15 protein-coding genes are annotated in these 17,322 nt (G+C 65.6%); 8 read left to right on the forward strand and 7 right to left on the reverse strand.

Annotated elements, in window-relative coordinates:
• Positions 1-4: 4 nt before the first annotated feature.
• The gene (locus tag AC1VV3_RS12385; protein ID WP_314464063.1) at positions 5-598 is read right to left on the reverse strand and encodes a uracil-DNA glycosylase family protein; all 594 of its coding nucleotides are present in this window, start codon (positions 596-598) and stop codon (positions 5-7) included.
• A gap of 186 nt (positions 599-784) precedes the next feature.
• Between AC1VV3_RS12385 and AC1VV3_RS12390 the strand changes: the two genes are divergently transcribed.
• Positions 785-2,149, forward strand: coding sequence for an FAD/NAD(P)-binding protein (locus AC1VV3_RS12390; protein WP_482961898.1), 1,365 nt, complete (start codon positions 785-787; stop codon positions 2,147-2,149).
• A 198-nt stretch (positions 2,150-2,347) separates the two neighbouring features.
• On the opposite strand, the gene AC1VV3_RS12395 is transcribed toward AC1VV3_RS12390, so the two are convergent.
• The 4 genes from AC1VV3_RS12395 to AC1VV3_RS12410 form a co-directional block, all read right to left on the reverse strand.
• Positions 2,348-4,633 carry a TonB-dependent receptor gene (locus AC1VV3_RS12395; RefSeq protein WP_482961899.1) on the reverse strand — a complete coding sequence of 762 codons (2,286 nt, stop codon included), beginning with the start codon at positions 4,631-4,633 and terminating at the stop codon, positions 2,348-2,350.
• Between the two features lie 73 nt (positions 4,634-4,706).
• Positions 4,707-5,942: an MFS transporter gene (locus AC1VV3_RS12400; protein WP_132268435.1), complete on the reverse strand. Its 1,236-nt coding sequence runs from the start codon at positions 5,940-5,942 to the stop codon at positions 4,707-4,709.
• Positions 5,943-6,302: 360 nt separating this feature from the next.
• Positions 6,303-7,388, reverse strand: a complete 1,086-nt coding sequence (locus AC1VV3_RS12405; protein ID WP_482961900.1) for an LLM class flavin-dependent oxidoreductase — start codon at positions 7,386-7,388, stop codon at positions 6,303-6,305.
• Positions 7,385-8,305, reverse strand: coding sequence for an aldo/keto reductase (locus AC1VV3_RS12410; RefSeq protein WP_482961901.1), 921 nt, complete (start codon positions 8,303-8,305; stop codon positions 7,385-7,387). Before AC1VV3_RS12410 ends, AC1VV3_RS12405 begins: the two co-directional genes overlap by 4 nt.
• Positions 8,306-8,335: 30 nt before the next feature.
• Here AC1VV3_RS12410 and AC1VV3_RS12415 point away from each other — a divergent pair, with 30 nt between their 5' ends.
• Positions 8,336-9,424: a Gfo/Idh/MocA family protein gene (locus AC1VV3_RS12415; protein ID WP_465127976.1), complete on the forward strand. Its 1,089-nt coding sequence runs from the start codon at positions 8,336-8,338 to the stop codon at positions 9,422-9,424.
• Between the two features lie 597 nt (positions 9,425-10,021).
• Entirely contained in the window at positions 10,022-10,642 is a 621-nt protein-coding gene (locus AC1VV3_RS12420) for an outer membrane protein (RefSeq protein WP_132268439.1), read from the forward strand.
• Positions 10,643-10,749: 107 nt separating this feature from the next.
• Here AC1VV3_RS12420 and AC1VV3_RS12425 read toward each other — a convergent pair whose 3' ends face one another.
• Positions 10,750-11,379, reverse strand: coding sequence for an SOS response-associated peptidase family protein (locus AC1VV3_RS12425; protein WP_482961902.1), 630 nt, complete (start codon positions 11,377-11,379; stop codon positions 10,750-10,752).
• 240 nt (positions 11,380-11,619) lie between these two features.
• Here AC1VV3_RS12425 and thiC point away from each other — a divergent pair, with 240 nt between their 5' ends.
• The 3 genes from thiC to AC1VV3_RS12440 all read left to right on the forward strand — a co-directional run bounded on the left by thiC (position 11,620) and on the right by AC1VV3_RS12440 (position 14,696).
• Positions 11,620-13,503, forward strand: coding sequence for a phosphomethylpyrimidine synthase ThiC (thiC, locus tag AC1VV3_RS12430; RefSeq protein ID WP_465127978.1), 1,884 nt, complete (start codon positions 11,620-11,622; stop codon positions 13,501-13,503).
• Between the two features lie 135 nt (positions 13,504-13,638).
• Entirely contained in the window at positions 13,639-13,932 is a 294-nt protein-coding gene (locus AC1VV3_RS12435; RefSeq protein ID WP_132268444.1) for a hypothetical protein, read from the forward strand.
• Complete coding sequence (locus AC1VV3_RS12440) at positions 13,932-14,696, forward strand: DUF72 domain-containing protein (protein WP_465127979.1); 765 nt, start codon at positions 13,932-13,934, stop codon at positions 14,694-14,696. The genes AC1VV3_RS12435 and AC1VV3_RS12440 overlap by 1 nt, the downstream gene beginning before the upstream one ends.
• A 42-nt stretch (positions 14,697-14,738) precedes the next feature.
• Here AC1VV3_RS12440 and AC1VV3_RS12445 read toward each other — a convergent pair whose 3' ends face one another.
• A complete protein-coding gene (locus AC1VV3_RS12445) occupies positions 14,739-15,977 on the reverse strand; it encodes a phospholipase A (RefSeq protein WP_482961903.1) in 1,239 nt (412 codons plus the stop codon).
• Between the two features lie 226 nt (positions 15,978-16,203).
• Between AC1VV3_RS12445 and AC1VV3_RS12450 the strand changes: the two genes are divergently transcribed.
• Positions 16,204-16,842: a hypothetical protein gene (locus AC1VV3_RS12450; RefSeq protein WP_465127981.1), complete on the forward strand. Its 639-nt coding sequence runs from the start codon at positions 16,204-16,206 to the stop codon at positions 16,840-16,842.
• Positions 16,843-16,851: 9 nt separating this feature from the next.
• Positions 16,852-17,223, forward strand: a complete 372-nt coding sequence (locus tag AC1VV3_RS12455) for a hypothetical protein (protein ID WP_465127982.1) — start codon at positions 16,852-16,854, stop codon at positions 17,221-17,223.
• Positions 17,224-17,322: the final 99 nt, after the last annotated feature.

Genomic DNA, 17,322 nt, shown 5'->3' on the forward strand with positions numbered 1-17,322 from the left:
GCCTTCAGCCGCGCAGTGCGTGCCGGACGCGTTCGCGCAGGTCCGGCAGCACTTCGCCCTCGAACCAGGGGTTGCGCGCCATCCACATGCGGCTGCGCCAGGCAGGATGCGGCAGGGGGAACAGTCCCTCCGGCGCATCCCGCCATCGGTGCACGGCCTCTGTCAGGTTCGGCGCGAAACCGCGCGGCAGGTAGCGCTTCTGCGCGTATTGCCCCACCAGAAGCGTGAGCCGAAGTCCCGGCAGCGCCGCGAGCAGGCGTCCGTGCCAGAGCGGCGCGCAGGCCGGTTGCGGCGGCAGGTCGCCGCCTTTACCCTTTCCCGGATAGCAGAATCCCGTCGGCATATGGGCGACGAGCGCGGGATCGTAGAATGTCGCGCTGTCGATCCCGGTCCAGTCGCGCAGACGGTCGCCGCTGTCGTCATCGAAGGCGTGACCGCTGGCGTGGACCTTGCTGCCCGGCGCCTGCCCGATGATGAGCAGCCGCGCGCCGGGCGCGGCCTGCACCACCGGCCGCGGAGCGTGGGGAAGACGGTCCTCGCAGAGGCGGCAGGCACGAATGGCCGTCAGCAGGTCGGGAAGATCGGTGGCAAGCGACATTGTCCTCGTTCAGATGGCGCGCCCCTGGCCTCTCCGCAAGCTGGACCGGAATGAAAGGACGAAATGCGAGGACCGGACGGCTCGTCGATCCTCCGGGCCGGGATGTCACATTCTCAACCAATTAAGTTGATAATACCCGCCGGCTGTCGCTAGACAGGCACATTGCATACCCAACGGAGCTTGCCCTTGAATACTCAGAACGGAACCGGCGCGCTTCCTGTCGCGATCGTGGGTGCGGGGTTCAGTGGAACCCTGCTGGCGATCAACCTCCTGCGCAACGGCGTCCGCGTCGTCCTGATCGAGCGCAAGGACGCCCAGCTTGCCAAGGGCCTGGCCTTCGGCACCCGCTGGCCCGAGCATCTGCTCAACGTCCGCGCCGCCAACATGAGCGCTTTCCCCGACGACCAGGCCAATTTCCTGCGCTGGATCGGCCATGCCGGAGACGAGCAGGCCAACCGCTTCGTGCCGCGCCTCTCCTACGGGCTCTACTTGCGCGAATTGCTGATCCGGGCGCTGGCCGATGCCGGGCAGGACGCCCTGATCGTCAACGGGGAAGCCTGTTCGACCCGGTTCGAGGACGGCCGCGTCGTCGTCGAGATGGCGGATGGGGATTCCATCGAGGCCCGGGCGCTCGTGCTGGCGCTGGGAAATTTCCCGCCCTCGCCGCACCCCGTCCTCTCCCCCATCCCCGAGGATCGCCGCTTCACCGACCCCTGGCAGTCCGGCACGCTGGAGAAGATCGAAGAGATCGACCACGTCCTGCTGATCGGCACCGGGCTGACCGCGGCGGACATGGTGCTCTCGCTCGACAAGGCGGGCTTCCGGGGCCGGATCACCGCCCTTTCGCGCCGCGGGCTCAAACCGCAGGCCCATTCGGAAAGGGGGCCCTCGGTCGATTACGTGCCAGCGCCCGAAGAGCGCGGATCGCACCTGGTCGCCCGCGTTCGCAGGCGCGCGGCGGACATCGGCTGGCGCGCCGCCGTGGACGAGCTGCGTCCGCATACCCAGAATCTCTGGCGCCGCCACGATGAGGCCGGGCAGCGCCGTTTCCTGCGCCACTTGCGCCCTTACTGGGATGTCCACCGCCACCGCCTTGCCCCGGACGTCGCGCGGCGCATTGCCGAGATCGAGGCCGAAGGGCGGCTGGAATTTGTCGCGGGCAAGCTCGTGGGCGCGGAGGCGACGGACGGGGGAGTCGCCGTGACGTACCGCCCGCGCGGGGAGGACCGGCTGGTGCGGCTGGACGTCTCGCGCACCATCAATTGCACCGGACCGGAGGGCGATCTCATGCGCAGCGGCGCGCCGCTGGTGAAGGACCTGCTGGCCCAGGGCAGGGTGCGCTCGGACGCGCACCGGCTGGGGCTGGACGTCGATCATCTCGGCCGGGTTCGGGATGGCGGCGGCGAGCCGCAGGACACGCTCTTTGCGGTCGGCCCGGTCACCAAGGGAGAGGCCTGGGAGATCGTTGCGGTGCCCGATATCCGGCGGCAGGTGTGGAACCTTGCGCGCTATCTGGCGGATGCGCATTGGGTTGGAGGTGAGGGGCTTTAAGGCAGGGGGAAGACCCGGGGGATGATCCCCCGGACCCTCGGAATGTCACAGTTGCGCGCACCCTATCCGTCGCGCGCTCCTTGCGGCGCAGCCATTATGTCTCCCGATGCAGCCATGGGCGCACCAGGCTGTTGGTCCGCGTGACCTTGACAGTGTTGGGGGTGCAGGGGGTGTTGACCCCCTGCTTCTCCCTTTTCCTCAGAACTCCTTGCGCAGCATGATCCCGCCGTAGCGCTTGTCGTCACGCGGGACGTAGCGGACGATCCCGGCCAGCGTGCCGTTGGCGAGGAAGTTGGAGTAGCTCTGGTTGGTGATGTTCTTCACGAACCCGCGCAGCTGCCAGCCGTCGTTCGCGCCGATCAGCGCCACGCTGCCGTTCCAGATGTAATAGCCTGGCTGGATCGTGCCCGGCGTCTCGGTCAGCTGGTACTGGGTGCGGCTCTTGAGCGTGATGTCGGTCTGCACTTCGAGGTCGATCGCGTCCGACAGGGTGAAGCGGTAGGCGGCATTGCTGTAGAGCTTCCACTTCGGCGCGAAGGGCAGGACTTCGCCGTTGATGTTGCAGCTGGACGGCGCGCCTTCGGGGCAGATGAAGTTCAGCACCTTGGCGTCGGTATAGGCCACCGAGGTGTCCAGCGAGAGACCCGGGATCGGACGCAGGCCGAAGTCGAGTTCCACGCCCTTGGTCTGCACCGTTCCGGCGTTGATCAGGCGGGTGACTTGCGCGCCGCCGACCACGTCGTTGTAGTTGGCCTGGTAGTTGTGGAACTTGGTCGAGTAGACTGCCAGCGCATACGTGATCTGATGGCCCAGCGCCGAGCCCTTGATACCGCCCTCGAACGAGTCCGAGGTTTCCGGCTTCAGCGCGATCTCGTCCAGCGGCGTGGTCGCGTTGAGCGAGCGCATGTTGAAATAGGCGTTGTAGGCCGGGCCCTTGTAGCCGCGCGAATAAGTGAAATAGGCCTGGTTGTTCGGCAGGAAGTCCGCCTGGAGGCCGCCGCGGTAGGAATCGCCGCGGGTCGAGGTGGAGCCGGCCGAATTGTGGTAGGCACGGATGCCCGCCACGTCGAGCGCGGTCGATCCCGAATTGGTCGGGTCGTTGCTCGACGTGCGGACGTGGTAGTAGCTGAGGTCGTCCCAGGTCGAACGATAGCCGGCGATGGCACGCAGCCAGGGGGTGAAGTTGAAATTGGCCTCACCGAACAGGGCGTAGTTGTCGCTGGTCACCCCATAGTTCGCCACGCCCGACACCACGTTCTCGGCACCGGAAATCAAGCGGGTGAGCGTGCGCGAATAGACTTCGTCGGTCTTGGCGTGGAGGTAGTAGGCGCCCACGACGTAGTCGATGAACTTGCCCTTGGGCGAGGTCAGCCGCAGTTCCTGCGAGAACTGCTTGTTGTCCACGATGCCGCGGTCGTCGCCTTCGGGGAAAGTGGCCGAAAGCTCCGAAAGGGCGTCGTAGTCCTGGTGCTGGCGGTTCTTCCATTCGCGGTAGGCCGTGATCGAGGTGACGGTGTAGTCGCCCAAGCCCCACTCCGCGGTCAACGAGCCGCCGTAGTTCTTGTCGCGCACGTCGGTGTCGAAGTTGGTGCTGACTTCGCGGTTCTCGGCGCCGGGGGTGATGCCCTGGCCGGCGAGGAACGAGGCGAGCGCCGGGGAATTGGTAACCGCGCCGGTGGGATAGGCGATCTGGCTGGTGCGCAGGTAGACGCCGCTCGGGGTGGTGTCGTGCGAGTAGAGGTAGTCGCCCGAGAGGGTGAGCTTCAGGGTGTCGGTGGGCGTGGCTTCGATCTTGGCGCGGGCGCCGTAACGCTCGTAGCCGTTGACCTCGTTGCCGGTGGTGACGTTGCGGACGTTGCCGTCGTAATTGGCGTAGAGGCCGTCGATCCGCGCGGAGACGTTCGGGGCAAGGCCGCCGGTGACGCCCGCCTTGATGCGGTATTCCTCATCGGTCGTGGCCGAACCTTCGGCGTAGGCGTGGAATTCCTGCGACGGGGCCGCGGTGACGACGCTGATGACGCCGGCGGAGGCGTTCTTGCCGAACAGCGTGCCCTGCGGGCCGCGCAGCACTTCGATGCGCGAGACCTCGCCCACGTCCAGCGTGGCCTGGCCCGGGCGGGTCAGCACGACGCCGTCGAGCACGGTGGAGACCGAGGATTCCACACCCGGCGAGGTGCTGATGGTGCCGACGCCGCGGATGAAGACCGTGCGGTCCTTGTTGGAGGCGCCGTTGCGGAAGTCGACCGAGGGCACCGTCGCGCTCAGGTCCTGGAGGTTGTGGATCGCGCGGTCGTTCAGCGATGCGCCGCTGACGGCGGTAATGGCGATCGGCACCTGCTGCAGCGATTCGTCGCGGTAGCGCGCGGTCACGACGATCTCGCCGGACGCGGTGTCCGGTGCCTCGTCGGCATAAGCGGCGGCCGGGAACAGTACCGCGGAGGCCAGCAGCAGGGTGCGGGCGGCGCGGAGCGAGGTCATGGTCATTCGGATCTCCCTTGGTCGCGCGGATCTATAGTCAACCGTTTTGGTTGAGAAAGATAGTTTTCCTTTAGTCGCCCTATGCGTGGGACGAGGTGGTGTCCTCTGCCGGGACAATCCGGGGCATGGTGAGCTGAATCCAGCCGAGTGCAAGCAGGTAGGAAACCGCAGCAAAACCGAAGAGCGGACCGTAGCCCAGCCCCGCCGCCAGCACGAGACCGGCGATCTTGCTGATCGCCGTGCCGCCAAGGTTGCCGCAGAACGCGCCGAAGCCGGTCACGCGGCCCACTTTGTGGCGCGGGGTCACGTCGGCGATCAGGCCGAACAGGTTGGTCGAGAAGCCCTGGTGCCCGGCCAGGGTCAGCGCCATCAGGCCCACGGCGGGCCAGTAGCCATCGACGTATAGCGCCAGCGGCACCGGCACCACGCAGAGCGCGGAAATCAGCATCAGCGTCTTGCGCGTGCGGTTGGCGCTCCAGCCGCTGGAAAGCAGGCGGTTGGCCGCGAAGCCCGAGATCAGCGAGCCCGCTGCCGAGCCGCAATAGGCCAAGGCCAGCGGCGGCCCCAGCTCGGTGCCGGAGAGGCCGAACTGCCGGTTGAAGTAGTCCGGCATCCAGAACAGCATCAGCCACCAGGTCGCGTCCGACAGCACTTTGGCCAGCGCGATGGTCCAGGTACGGCCTTCCTTCAGGAACAGCTTGTCGCCTGAGATCAGGTTGCCCGTGGCGGAAGGCTGGCGGTCGCCGAAGTCCACCCCGCGCGACGCCAGAAGCCAGGCCGCGACCCAGAACAGGCCGACCACGCCCGCCAGCACGAAGGCGGCGCGCCAGCCCCAGACCGCCGCGACCACCGGGATCGCCAGCGGCGCCAGGATCGCGCCAAGGCTGTTCATCGCATTCGAAAGCCCGAAGCCCAGAGAGCGCAGGTTCGGCGGGAAGATCGTCGCGATGGTCTTCACACCGGCGGGTGTGCCCATCGATTCCGTGGCGCCCAGCCCGACGCGACAGAGCACGAACTGGCTGAAACTGTGCGCCCAGCCATGAGTCATCGCCGCCAGCGACCACGCCGCCACGCCCGCCGCATTGGCCCATTTCGCACCCAGCCGGTCCACCAGCCACCCCGCCGCGAGGAAGCCGAACGCCGCGCCGGCCTGGAACCAGGCGGCCAGAGTGCCGTAGTCGTCGTCGCTCCAGCCGAGATCGGCGGCGATCGTCGGCTTCAGTACCGAGATGATCTGGCGATCCACGAGATTGAGCACGCCCGCCGTCAGCGCGAGAGCGAACAGCAGCCAGCGGCGGCGCGGGGACAGGGTCATGCGCGGCACGTCCGGGCTTTGGGGAAAATCTGCATCCCGGATCGTCTAGCGATGGGGGAGAGCAGGGGCGAACAAGAAATTCTAGGGCAGAGAGGGAAGAGAAGTCCTGGGGGATGATCCCCCAGACCCTCGGAATGTTGATGCCGTGCGCTACCGATCCGTCGTGCGCTCCTTGCGGCGCAGCTTGTATGTTGCCGACGCAGTCAATGTTCCGTCCCGGCCTCTTTTGCTCTCCCAACACTCGTCATTGCGAGGAGGCGAAGCCGACGCGGCAATCCAGAGCGGCGCGGAACCGCTCTGGATTGCTTCGCTGCGCTCGCAATGACGAAGGTTGGCTGGGGTATTGAGGTTTGGCGTGTGTTAAAAAGCCAGCGGTCCGTGATCGATCCGGGGCAGCACATGCCGCGCGAACAGGTCCGCCTCGCGCGCATGGGGGTAGCCGGAGAGGATGAAGGCATCGATCCCCGCCTCGCGATAGGCCTGGAGCTTCGCCAGCACCTGGTCCGGATCGCCGACGATCGCCGCGCCGCAGCCCGAGCGGGCGCGGCCGATGCCGGTCCAGAGGTTGTCCTCGGCATAGCCGCCGTCGCTGGCGGTTTCCCGCAATGCCGCCTGCGCCTGCACGCCGACCGACTGCGAATCCAGCGAACGCGCACGGATCGCGGCGCCTTCCGCGGCATCGAGGCGCGAGAGCAGGCGGTCGGCCGCGCCGCGGGCTTCCACTTCGGTCTCGCGCACGACGACGTGGACGCGGTAGCCAAAGCGCATGGTGCGGCCGAATTTCGCGGCGCGGGCACGCATGTCGGCGATGGTGTCCTTCACCGCCTCCATCCGGTCCGGCCACATCAGGTAGACGTCGCAGCCCTTGGCGGCCACTTCGCGGGCGGGTTCGGACAGGCCGCCGAAGTAGAGCGGCGGGCACTTCGAACCCGGCGCGATCATGCGCGGCGCGTCGAGCTTCAGGTTCCAGAACCGGCCCTGATGGTCGAGCGACCGGCCCGAGAGCAGGGTGCGCAGGATTTCGATGGCCTCGGTGGTGCGCTCGTAGCGCGCGGGGCCGTCGAGGGTTTCGCCGGGCATCTCGCTGGAGATCACGTTGATGTTCAGGCGGCCGCCGCCCTCGCGGCCACCCAGGATCTGGTCGATCGTGGCGATCTGGCGCGCAAGCTGGGCGGGCCACATCTCGCCGATGCGCACGGCCATCAGCAGCTTGATGCGGCGGACCTCGGCGGCGATGGCGGCGGCAAAGGCGGTGGTGTCGATGCCGAGCGCATAGCCGGAGGGCAGCAGCACATTGTCGAAACCGCCTTCCTCGGCGGCCATCACGATGTTGCGGCAATGCTCCCAGCTGGAGCGTAGCATCGGGTCCGGCTGGCCGAGGAATTCATAGTCATCGTCGCAGAGCGCCGAAAACCAGCTGATTTCGCAAGGGGACAGCGCGCTCACGGCAGGCGCGCTCCCATCGAGGCTTCCAGCACGGCATACCATTCCGGCGCGGTCCATTCGACCTTCAGCGCATCACGCGAGGCGAGGATGCGCTCGGGGGTCTGCGAGCCGACGATGGGAATCGCGCGCGAGGGGTGGGCCATGATCCACGACAGTGCGGCGGCGGCAGCATCGGTGCCGTAACGCGCGCCTTGCGCGGCGATCAGCTTCGCGACGGGGTCTTGCGAACCGGCGGCAAGGCGTCCGCCGCCCAGCGGCGACCATGCCAGCACCGCCACGTCGCGGGCCATCGCCTGGTCGAGCGTGCCGTCATAGAGCGGCGCATAGCGCGCGGCCGAGAACTCGGGCTGGGTCGAGACGATGGGGAAGGGCAGGTAGGCCTGGAGCGCGTCGAATTCGGCCGGGCTGTAGTTGGAAACGCCGATGGCCTTGACCTTGCCGCTCTCGACCATGGCGGCGAGGGTTTCGGCCACGTCGCGCGGGTGGGCCAGGAAGTCGCGGCGGTGGATCTGGTAGAGTTCGACCGAAGGCAGGCCGAGGCGTTCGAGCGAGGCTGCGAGCGCCTTGTTCAGGTAGTCCGGGCTCGAATTGTAGGGCACGCCCAGAACGATGCCGCCCTTGGTGGCGATGGTCATCCGGTCGCGCAGGTCCGGGCGGGCGGCGAGCGCCTTGCCCAGCAGCAGTTCCGCGCCGCCGAAGCCGAGCGCGGCGTCGCAGCCGTAAATGTCGGCGGTGTCGAACAGGGTCACGCCTGCCTCAAGCGCCGCCTCGATGCGGGCGACGATGGCGCCGATGTCGTCGTTACCGTCGGGTCGGGCGAGCCGCCACATGCCCCAGGCAATCGGGAAAACGGAAATTCCGCTCTTGCCGAGCGGGACGGGTTGGGCCGATAGGCGCATCGTCGATGGGGAGGTCATGGATCGCCACATGGCACACGGAGTTGCGAAATGGTAGATACGCTGCGTTACGGAATTGTCGGAACCGGGATGATGGGTGTCGAGCACATCCACAATCTCAAGATCCTCGAAGGCGCCGAAGTGGTCGCCATCGCCGATCCCGAGCCGACCTCGCTCGGCTGGGCCAAGGATGCCCTGGGCGAGAAGGCCGAGGGCGTGGCGGAATATGCCGACAGCGCCAGCATGATCGCCAATGCCGGGCTCGATGCCGTGGTGGTCGTCTCGCCCAATTTCACGCACCGTGCGGTGCTGGAGCCGCTGCTGGACAGCGACGTGGCGATCCTCTGCGAAAAGCCGCTCTGCACCACGATGGAAGACGCCCGCTGGGTGGTCGAACGCGCCGAGGCCCGCAAGGCGCCGTTCTGGACGGGCATGGAATACCGCTTCAGTCCGCCCGCCAAGGCCTTCATCGACGAGATTCACGGCGGCAAGGTCGGCCGCCTGCAGATGCTCTCCATCCGCGAGCATCGCTTCCCGTTCCTGGTGAAAGTGCGCGACTGGAACCGTTTCTCGGTCAACACCGGCGGCACCATGGTGGAGAAGTGCTGCCACTTCTTCGACCTCATGCGCCTGATCACCCGTTCGGAGCTGGTGCGCGTCTATTGCTCGGGCGCGATGGACGTGAACCACGTGGATGAGCGCTATCAGGGCCGCCAGCCCGACATAATCGACAACAGCTTCACCACCGTCGATTTCGCCGACGGCAGCCGTGCGCTGCTCGACCTTTGCATGTTCGCCGAGGGCGCCGAGCATCAGGAAGAGATGAGCGCGACCGGCGACAAGGGCCGCCTCGACGTGCTGATCCCGCCGGGCGATCTCGTCTGGTCGCCGCGCGTGCCGTGGCCGGGTCCGAAGGCGGTCGAGCGTTGGCACGTTGCGGTGGACGAGGCGGCGATGGATGCCGGCTCGCACCACGGCGCGACGTTCTACCAGCACGAGGCCTTCGCCCGCGCCGTTCGCGGCGAGGGCGAAGTGCAGGTGACCGCGCGCGACGGGTTGATGGCCGTGGCCATCGGCGCGGCGGCGGAACTCAGCGCCCGCGAGAAGCGTGTGGTGGAGATGGCCGAACTGCTGGGCTGAAGCACAGGCGCTGAATGCTGATTTGAAGAAGGCGTTGAAGAAGGCGTCGTCCCGAACTTGATCCGGGACCGCTGGCAGAGCCGCGCCCAATGTTCAGCGGGGCGCCGTTCTGCCATTTAGCGCCTAAAGAACCGCCAGCGGTCCCGGATCAAGTCCGGGACGACGTGTTTCTCTCCCCAACCTTTCGTCATTGCGAGCGTAGCGAAGCAATCCAGAGTCGCGCAGAGCCGCTCTGGATTGCTTCGCTACGCTCGCAATGACGAAGGGGGAGGGGGGAGGGGCGCGCTTTTTCCTGCATCCTCACCCTACCTCCAACGCCCGAACACGCGGGCGCCGGACGGAGAGACCGGTTCCCGGCCAAGGCAAAATAAGTTCGGCGACCATTTGGCGCGAAACCGCGATCCCGACGATCAATGGGCTCCAGACCCGCGGAAATGCAGGCAACCGGCCGGACAATGTCCGGAATTCCGCTTTGTGGAACTGTTGCGCAGTCGTCACATATCGACCCACTTGCGCCCGGGATATACCCCTAATGGGCAACTTTGACCGTAGGATCGCCGTTTCCCGGTGACCCCCGACCTACTTCAAGGACCTGTTATGAATATCAAAGCCACCACGATCGCCGCGCTTTTCGCGGCGGGGATCGCCGCGCAGCCTGCGTTCGCGCAGGAAGGTTCGGAAGTCGCTTCGAACGGCACGAGTTTCCGCGGTATCCGCGTCGAAGCCAATGCCGGCGGCGATCGCTTCCAGTCCGAAGGCAATCATAACGACAAGTTCGGTTACGGCGGCACCGTGGGCTTCGACGGCACGCTGGGCGACCGCTTCGTGATCGGCGCCGAAGGCAGCTACTGGCGCCCCGGCAACGGCAATGAGAACTGCACCGGCCTGGCCGACGGCAACAGCATCTGCCACAAGGGCTTCGAGGAATGGGGCGCCGCCGTGCGCGCCGGCTACCTCGCCACCCCGCAGCTGCTGGTCTTCGCCAAGGGCGGCTACGTCAACGGCGAACAGCGCCGCCGCATCGACGGCCCGACCGGCGACACCCTCGTCTACGATCACTACAAGGCGGACGGCTATCAGGTCGGCGGCGGCGTGGAATACACGCTCACCCAGGGACGCCTGCCGGTCTACGTCAATGCTCAGTACGTCTATTCCGACTACCACGGCCACTCGGCACGCCAGCGCGTGATGGGCGGCGTCGGTATCCGGTTCAAGTAATCCCGTAATCCGCGATTCTTCGCAGGGAGTGACCCGGGCCGTCTTTGCGGTGGCCCGGGTTTTCCCTGTCCAGCTTTCCCGCGTCCGGCTTTTTTCTGGGCCCGTCCTCAGGCGCCCGCCACGCGCAGTGTCGTGAGCGAGGACGAATAGGGCACCACCAGCGCCGCCGCACGCTTCCAGTCCCCCCGCAGCCAGAGATCGTGCGCTTCGGGCGGGAGGATGACCGGCATCGTGTCCCGCCCCTCGGCACGCAGCGCAGCATTGGCCTCGCACGTGAGCAGGGCGAAGCTGGGCACTTCGCTGTCCTTCCACACAGCGGCCATCGCGAAGATCGGCTGGTCGGCAGCGCCGAACCAGTTCTGGCGGCGTTTGCCGTCGCGCGGGTCCACCTTGCCCCATTCCATGAACGCAGTGGCGGGCACCAGGCAGCGAAACTCGCTGTTGCGCAAGTTGCCGATCCAGAACGGGCTTTCCAGATTGCGCACGGTGAGGATGCCGTGGCGACGCTCGCCAAAGGCGGCGGGCGGGGGCGGCACACCCCAGAGACGCGGCACCATGCGGCGCGGCTGGCGTTGCTCCGGCCGGGGTCCGGCCACGAATTCGCGCCCCATCGTCACCACCGGCGCGAACCCGCCGCCCGAAACCGGGCCGCCGCGCCACGGGTCCTCCCCGGCTTCGGCGCCCATGGCACGGGCGACATCGCGGGCGGGTGCGTCGAGGCGATAGATGATCGGCATGTCGCCGGTCGGCCTAGACGGACGGGATCGCCCCGTCTATCGTCCGCCCATCCCCGGGGAGCTTGTGCCCAAGGTTTTCGCTATTGCGAAAGCCGGAAGGAAACAAATGGCTGAGAGGGGCAGGTCACGCTGCCCGACCCGTTGAACCTGAACCCGTTAACACGGGCGGAGGGAAGGGCGGGCCACAGGACTCATCTGTCGCGACCTTTCTTTCGTCCATAAGCCCTAGGAAAATCGCTTATGGCCGACATCAATTCCACACTGGAAATCGGCGTTACCACCGGGCCCATTCGCGGGTCGAAGAAGATTCATGTCGGGCCGCTTGGCGTTGCCATGCGGGAAATCCACTTGGAGCCTGGTTCGGGCGAGGCGCCCGTGCGTGTCTACGACACCTCCGGTCCCTACACCGATCCCAACGTGAACATCGACATCGCCGCTGGCCTCGCCGCCAAACGCCGCGACTGGATTCTCGCACGCGGCGATGTGGAGGACTATGCAGCCCGCGCGGTGAAGCCGGAGGACAACGGCCAACTCGGCCCGGACCGCTCGGGCGGGGTCCCGGCCTTCCCCAACGTCGTGAAGCGCCCGCTGCGCGCCAAGCCGGACATGAACGTCAGCCAGATGCACTACGCGCGGCGCGGGATCATCACGCCGGAGATGGAATACATCGCCGAGCGCGAGAACCTCGGCCGCGCGATGCTCATGGAATATGCGCGCGACGGGCAAGACTGGGGCGCCGCCATCCCCGATTACGTCACGCCGGAGTTCGTGCGCGAGGAAGTGGCGCGCGGCCGGGCGATCATCCCCTCCAACATCAACCATCCCGAGAGCGAGCCGATGGCGATCGGCCGCAATTTCCTGGTCAAGATCAACGCCAATATCGGCAACTCCGCCGTGGCCTCCGACGTGGCGAGCGAGGTGGACAAGATGGTCTGGTCGATCCGCTGGGGCGCGGATACGGTGATGGACCTCTCCACCGGCCGCAACATCCACGACACCCGCGAATGGATCATCCGCAACAGCCCCGTGCCGATCGGCACCGTGCCGATCTACCAGGCGCTGGAGAAAGTCGGCGGCATTGCCGAGGACCTGACCTGGGAGGTCTTCCGCGACACCCTGATCGAACAGGCCGAACAGGGCGTGGACTACTTCACCATCCACGCCGGCGTGCGCCTGCCTTTCGTGCCGCTCGCCGCCAAGCGCGTGACCGGCATCGTCAGCCGGGGCGGCTCGATCATGGCCAAATGGTGCCTCGCCCATCACCGCGAATCGTTCCTTTACGAACGCTTCGACGAAATCACCGAGATCATGAAGGCTTACGACGTCGCCTACTCGCTGGGTGACGGCCTGCGCCCCGGCTCGATCGCGGATGCCAATGACGAGGCGCAGTTCGCCGAACTCTACACCCTGGGCGAACTGACCAAGCGGGCGTGGGCGCAGGACGTGCAGGTGATGATCGAGGGGCCGGGCCATGTGCCGATGCACAAGGTGAAGGAGAACATGGACAAGCAGCTTGAGGCTTGCGGCGAAGCGCCGTTCTACACCCTCGGGCCGCTCGTCACCGATATCGCGCCGGGCTACGACCACATCACCAGCGGCATCGGCGCGGCCATGATCGGCTGGTACGGCACGGCGATGCTCTGCTACGTCACGCCCAAGGAACACCTTGGCCTGCCGGACCGCGATGACGTGAAAGTTGGCGTCGTCACGTACAAGCTGGCCGCCCATGCTGCCGATCTGGCGAAAGGCCACCCGGCCGCCAAAGTCCGCGACGATGCCCTCAGCCGCGCCCGGTTCGAGTTCCGCTGGCGCGACCAGTTCAACCTCAGCCTCGATCCCGACACGGCGGAGCAGTACCACGACCAGACGCTTCCGGCCGAAGGCGCGAAATCCGCGCATTTCTGCTCGATGTGCGGGCCGAAGTTCTGTTCGATGAAGATCAGCCAGGAAGTGCGGGATTTCGCGGCGAAGCAGAACCAGCCCTCGACCGGCTTCATCGCGGCGGAAGAAGGCGGCAAGCTCGCCATTTCCGAGGCCGAGGCGGGCATGGCCGAAATGAGCAAGGTGTTCCGGGAAACCGGCAGCGAACTCTACATGGGCGCGGGAGACCGCGAACACGACTGAGCGTATCGACGCCGGTTGGAGATAACGTCGTCCCGGGCTCGCACCGGGACGACGGCCCATTCCGGCCTCAGCAATTCCCCTTCGCAGGAATCGATTGCGCTGCTACCATCGATTTCCATCTCGAAGGGTTCCCGAATGCCCCGCAATTCCAATGGCGACTGGATGAAGCTCGCCCATGACAGCTACTGGCTCTGGGCCGAATCCATGATGGTCATGGGAATGCGTACCACCGACATGATGACCGGGCGGGGCAGCAACCGCGAAAACATGCTGATGGTCACCGAAAAGCTCCAGGCCAATGCCGAACTGGCGATGAAGCTGGCGACCGGCGGTCTGGCCTCTCCGGAACAGACCGCGCACAAGGCCGTGCGCCACTATCGCAAGCGCGTTACCGCCAATCGCCGCCGCCTTTCGCGAAAGAAGGCCTGATGAGCGCCAGGGGGCCGGGCGAAGTGCACGTCGGCATCGGCGGCTGGAGCTACGACCCCTGGCGGGAAACCTTCTATCCCAAGGGCGTGTCCAAGGCCCGCGAGCTGGAATATGTCGGCCAGCACCTCACCGGCACCGAGATCAACGCCACCTTCTACGGCCGCCAGAAGCCGGCCAGCTTCGCCAAGTGGCGCGATACCGTGCCGGACGGGTTCAAGTTCGCGCTCAAGGGCTCGCGCTACTGCACCAACCGCAAGAACCTGGCTGAAGCGGGCGAAAGCGTCACCAACTTCGTCGAGCAGGGCCTGGTCGAGCTTGGCGACAAGCTGGGGCCGATCAACTGGCAACTCGCCGCCACCAAGCAGTTCGACCCCGACGAGATCGCCGCCTTCTTCGCCCTGCTGCCGGCAAAGCAGGAAGGCCTGGCCCTGCGCCACGCCATCGAGCCCCGGCACGAAAGTTTCCGCGATCCGGCATTCCTGGACCTCGCCCGCAAGGCCGGCGTCGCGGTCATTCTCGCCGACAGCGCCAAATACCCCGCCTTCGAAGACGCGGCCGAGAACAGCCCCTTCATCTACGCCCGCCTCCAGAACGCGCAGTCGGACCTTGAGCAGGGCTACCCCTCCGCCCAACTCACGCAATGGGCAAAGCGCGCGCAGGATTGGTCGAAATCCGGCAAGGACGTCTTCCTGTTCTTCATCAACGGCGCCAAAGAACGAGCGCCCGCTGCGGCAATGGCGCTGATCGAGAAGTTGAAAAACTGAGCCGCCGAACGAGAGCGCGACGGCTCGTTTCCCTGCCGTCTTTTACCGGGTGATCGCGAAGCCGATACGAAGCCGGCTCATGCGCCGGTTGTAGTCGAACAGGCTTTCGCCGTAGCCGGTGAAGCTCTGGACGAAGAGATAGAAATTCGGTCCACCCACGATCCGATCGATCGGATAGGACAAGTCGGTTTCCAGCGCGCCCTTGCCCGAATTGAAGTTATATCGCCCCGAGGCCGAAAGCAGCAGGCCGTCGTCCTTGCCAAGGTTGACGTCCAGCGACGTCGCGCCGCGGTACGTCAGGATGTCCGGGTTGCCTGCTTTGCCGCCCACCAGCAACATTGCGCGCGGGGCCAGCGAGAGCCGGTAGCCATCGCCCAAGTCCTGACTGATGGTAGGAGAGATATAGACATTGTTGACGCTGCGGCCCTGGATTTTGCCTGAGCGACCGTTCGATTCGTGTTGAAGGCCGACCTGCAATCCCGCACCTGTATGTCCGGAGAGGGCGAATTCCGGTGTCCGGTAGAACAGTTCCGGCAGATAGTTGGCATCGCGGAACGACGAATCGGATGCGATGTCCCAGAACAATTTGTTGGTGAAGCCGAAATAGAGGCCGTCCCGCCAGCTCGGCCGGGCGCCATCGCTATGACTGCCAAGCAAATGATACTTGAAGCTGAGCTGGACACGCCATTCGCTGTCCTTGGCATTTCCGAAGACGACGTAGCTCGGCTCGTAAGGCGAAAAATCGGTAAGAAAGCCGTTCTCTTCTCTTTCGAGTCGTGATTGTACGGGGCGATGTCCCGCCCCGCTGGTTGCCGCATCAGCCATCGGAGCAGCGGCCGAAGTAGTGGCCGCGGTCTGCTCCGACGCCAGAGTGAGCGCAGGCGCAGATTGCGCCGGACCGGCTGCGACCTGGGCAGTATGCCATAGAGGAATGCTGATGAGCGGGGCGTGTCCTGCGGCCCATGGGTGTCCGCCAGCTGCCAGCCTGTAGTGGGCCTTTGCAAAACCGCCCGGTGCCACTGTCAGGCTGGCAGGCGTATCGATCGACCTTTCTAGCGCGGCGATTTCCACCTTACTGCTGCGCATTTCGGCATCGATCCTGGCCGGAATGTCAAAGGATCTTCCCGAGTCACCGTCATTGACCAGCAGAACTTCCACCAGGACGGAGCCATCCGCCACGGTCTCGATTTCGGTGATCACTGCTTTGCGAAGAGGTTCCGCACACGCCGTCTGGGCGCAAAGCGCCGCCATCAGGGCGCTAGCGCCCGCAATCGTTTTCAATTTATGTCACCCTGTGCGCCCGATTATCTCTACCGCATCTGCGAAGTGCGGAGAATTTGCAAAGCAAAATCAATCCGTAGCGGTTTTTTCGGGCGAGAAATGGGGGCAAATCGGATGCGTTTTCGCAGGCTGTCGAAGGCTCCGGTGCTATTCTGGCGCGATGACCCCCAATTTTGGAAAAGCTCGACGACGCAACCTTTGGCCTCGGATGTGCATTGCGCTGTTCATGAAGAATCTCCTCACTGCATCGATCCTGGCCCTTGCACTTGCGGCCTGTTCGTCCGAGCCTGCGAAGGCGCCCGATCAGGCTGGCGAGGCTGCGACGTCCTCGGCCATGCCGGAAGGGGCCATGTCCGGGTTCGAGGGAGCCGCGCCGGCGTCCGAAGCCACGGCTACGGAGATGCCATCGGGGACTGCCGGGCCCGCTGCCAACTCCAAGGTGCTGGCGTTGGAAGGGCTGGGTGATTTGCGGCTGGGGCAGGCGGTGCCCTCAGGCTCATCGTGGGCGGAGCGCGGTGCGCAGGCATCGGATGCTTGCCGTACGGTCACTTCACCAGACTACCCGGGCGTTTACGCCATAGTCGAGAAAGGCAAAGTGCAGCGGATCACGCTTGGGCAGCGGTCGCAGATCAAGCTCGTGGAGGGGGTCGGCGTCGGCTCCACAGAGGCGGACGTGAAGAAGTGGTTCGCCGGCTTCCGTGAGGAACCGCACAAATACGAGGCCGCGCCGGCCAAATACCTCACCGCACCCAATGCCAGGAGCGGGGATCCCGCCCTTCGCTTCGAGATCGGGCAGGACGGCAAGGTCAAGATGGTCCACGTCGGCATGATGCCGGTGCTGGGCTATGTCGAGGGATGTTCCTGATAGAAGAAGATGGCTGGACATGATCTTCTGACGACGATGATCGTGCTTGGCATAACCTTCGTTTTTGCAGCTGTTTCTGCCTGGCTGTCGGTACGGGCCAATGCCCGCTTTCGGCATCACGAGCGGTTGCCGATGCAATGGTCGCTTGCCGGAACGGTAAATTGGACCGCCCCTCGCGTGCTCGCGCTCTGCCTCGTTCCGGCTCTGGGGATTGGTGTGTTGGCGGTCATCACGGTGCTGACTTTCCTGGACGTCAGGCCAAGGCCCGGGCAGGAAAGCATGCTCCTGCCGGTGACGATGCTGATGGCTGCCACTTTCCTCGCGATTCAAATCCTGCACTACGGATTGATCGATAGGACCCTGAACCGGAACCGCCGCTAGAACGGGCCGCGAATGCCCCGTTTTCCGCTTCACGGCCTGGTGCGCTGAAGTGTGCGAATGCGGGCGAGGCGACACATCCGGCGCATTTCGTGTAATGCG

The sequence above is a fragment of the Novosphingobium sp. BL-S-34 genome (assembly GCF_056857015.1).

Bases quoted from the DNA above. Each gene is read 5' to 3' on its own strand.
- AC1VV3_RS12435 (WP_132268444.1), top strand. From the start codon at position 13,639: ATGCCCCGCAATTCCAATGGCGACTGGATGAAGCTCGCCCATGACAGC.
- AC1VV3_RS12410 (WP_482961901.1), bottom strand. From the start codon at position 8,305: ATGACCTCCCCATCGACGATGCGCCTATCGGCCCAACCCGTCCCGCTC.
- AC1VV3_RS12450 (WP_465127981.1), top strand. From the start codon at position 16,204: ATGAAGAATCTCCTCACTGCATCGATCCTGGCCCTTGCACTTGCGGCC.
- AC1VV3_RS12455 (WP_465127982.1), top strand. From the start codon at position 16,852: ATGGCTGGACATGATCTTCTGACGACGATGATCGTGCTTGGCATAACC.
- AC1VV3_RS12420 (WP_132268439.1), top strand. From the start codon at position 10,022: ATGAATATCAAAGCCACCACGATCGCCGCGCTTTTCGCGGCGGGGATC.
- AC1VV3_RS12385 (WP_314464063.1), bottom strand. From the start codon at position 598: ATGTCGCTTGCCACCGATCTTCCCGACCTGCTGACGGCCATTCGTGCC.
- AC1VV3_RS12395 (WP_482961899.1), bottom strand. From the start codon at position 4,633: ATGACCATGACCTCGCTCCGCGCCGCCCGCACCCTGCTGCTGGCCTCC.
- thiC (WP_465127978.1), top strand. From the start codon at position 11,620: ATGGCCGACATCAATTCCACACTGGAAATCGGCGTTACCACCGGGCCC.
- AC1VV3_RS12400 (WP_132268435.1), bottom strand. From the start codon at position 5,942: ATGACCCTGTCCCCGCGCCGCCGCTGGCTGCTGTTCGCTCTCGCGCTG.
- AC1VV3_RS12440 (WP_465127979.1), top strand. From the start codon at position 13,932: ATGAGCGCCAGGGGGCCGGGCGAAGTGCACGTCGGCATCGGCGGCTGG.
- AC1VV3_RS12425 (WP_482961902.1), bottom strand. From the start codon at position 11,379: ATGCCGATCATCTATCGCCTCGACGCACCCGCCCGCGATGTCGCCCGT.
- AC1VV3_RS12415 (WP_465127976.1), top strand. From the start codon at position 8,336: ATGGTAGATACGCTGCGTTACGGAATTGTCGGAACCGGGATGATGGGT.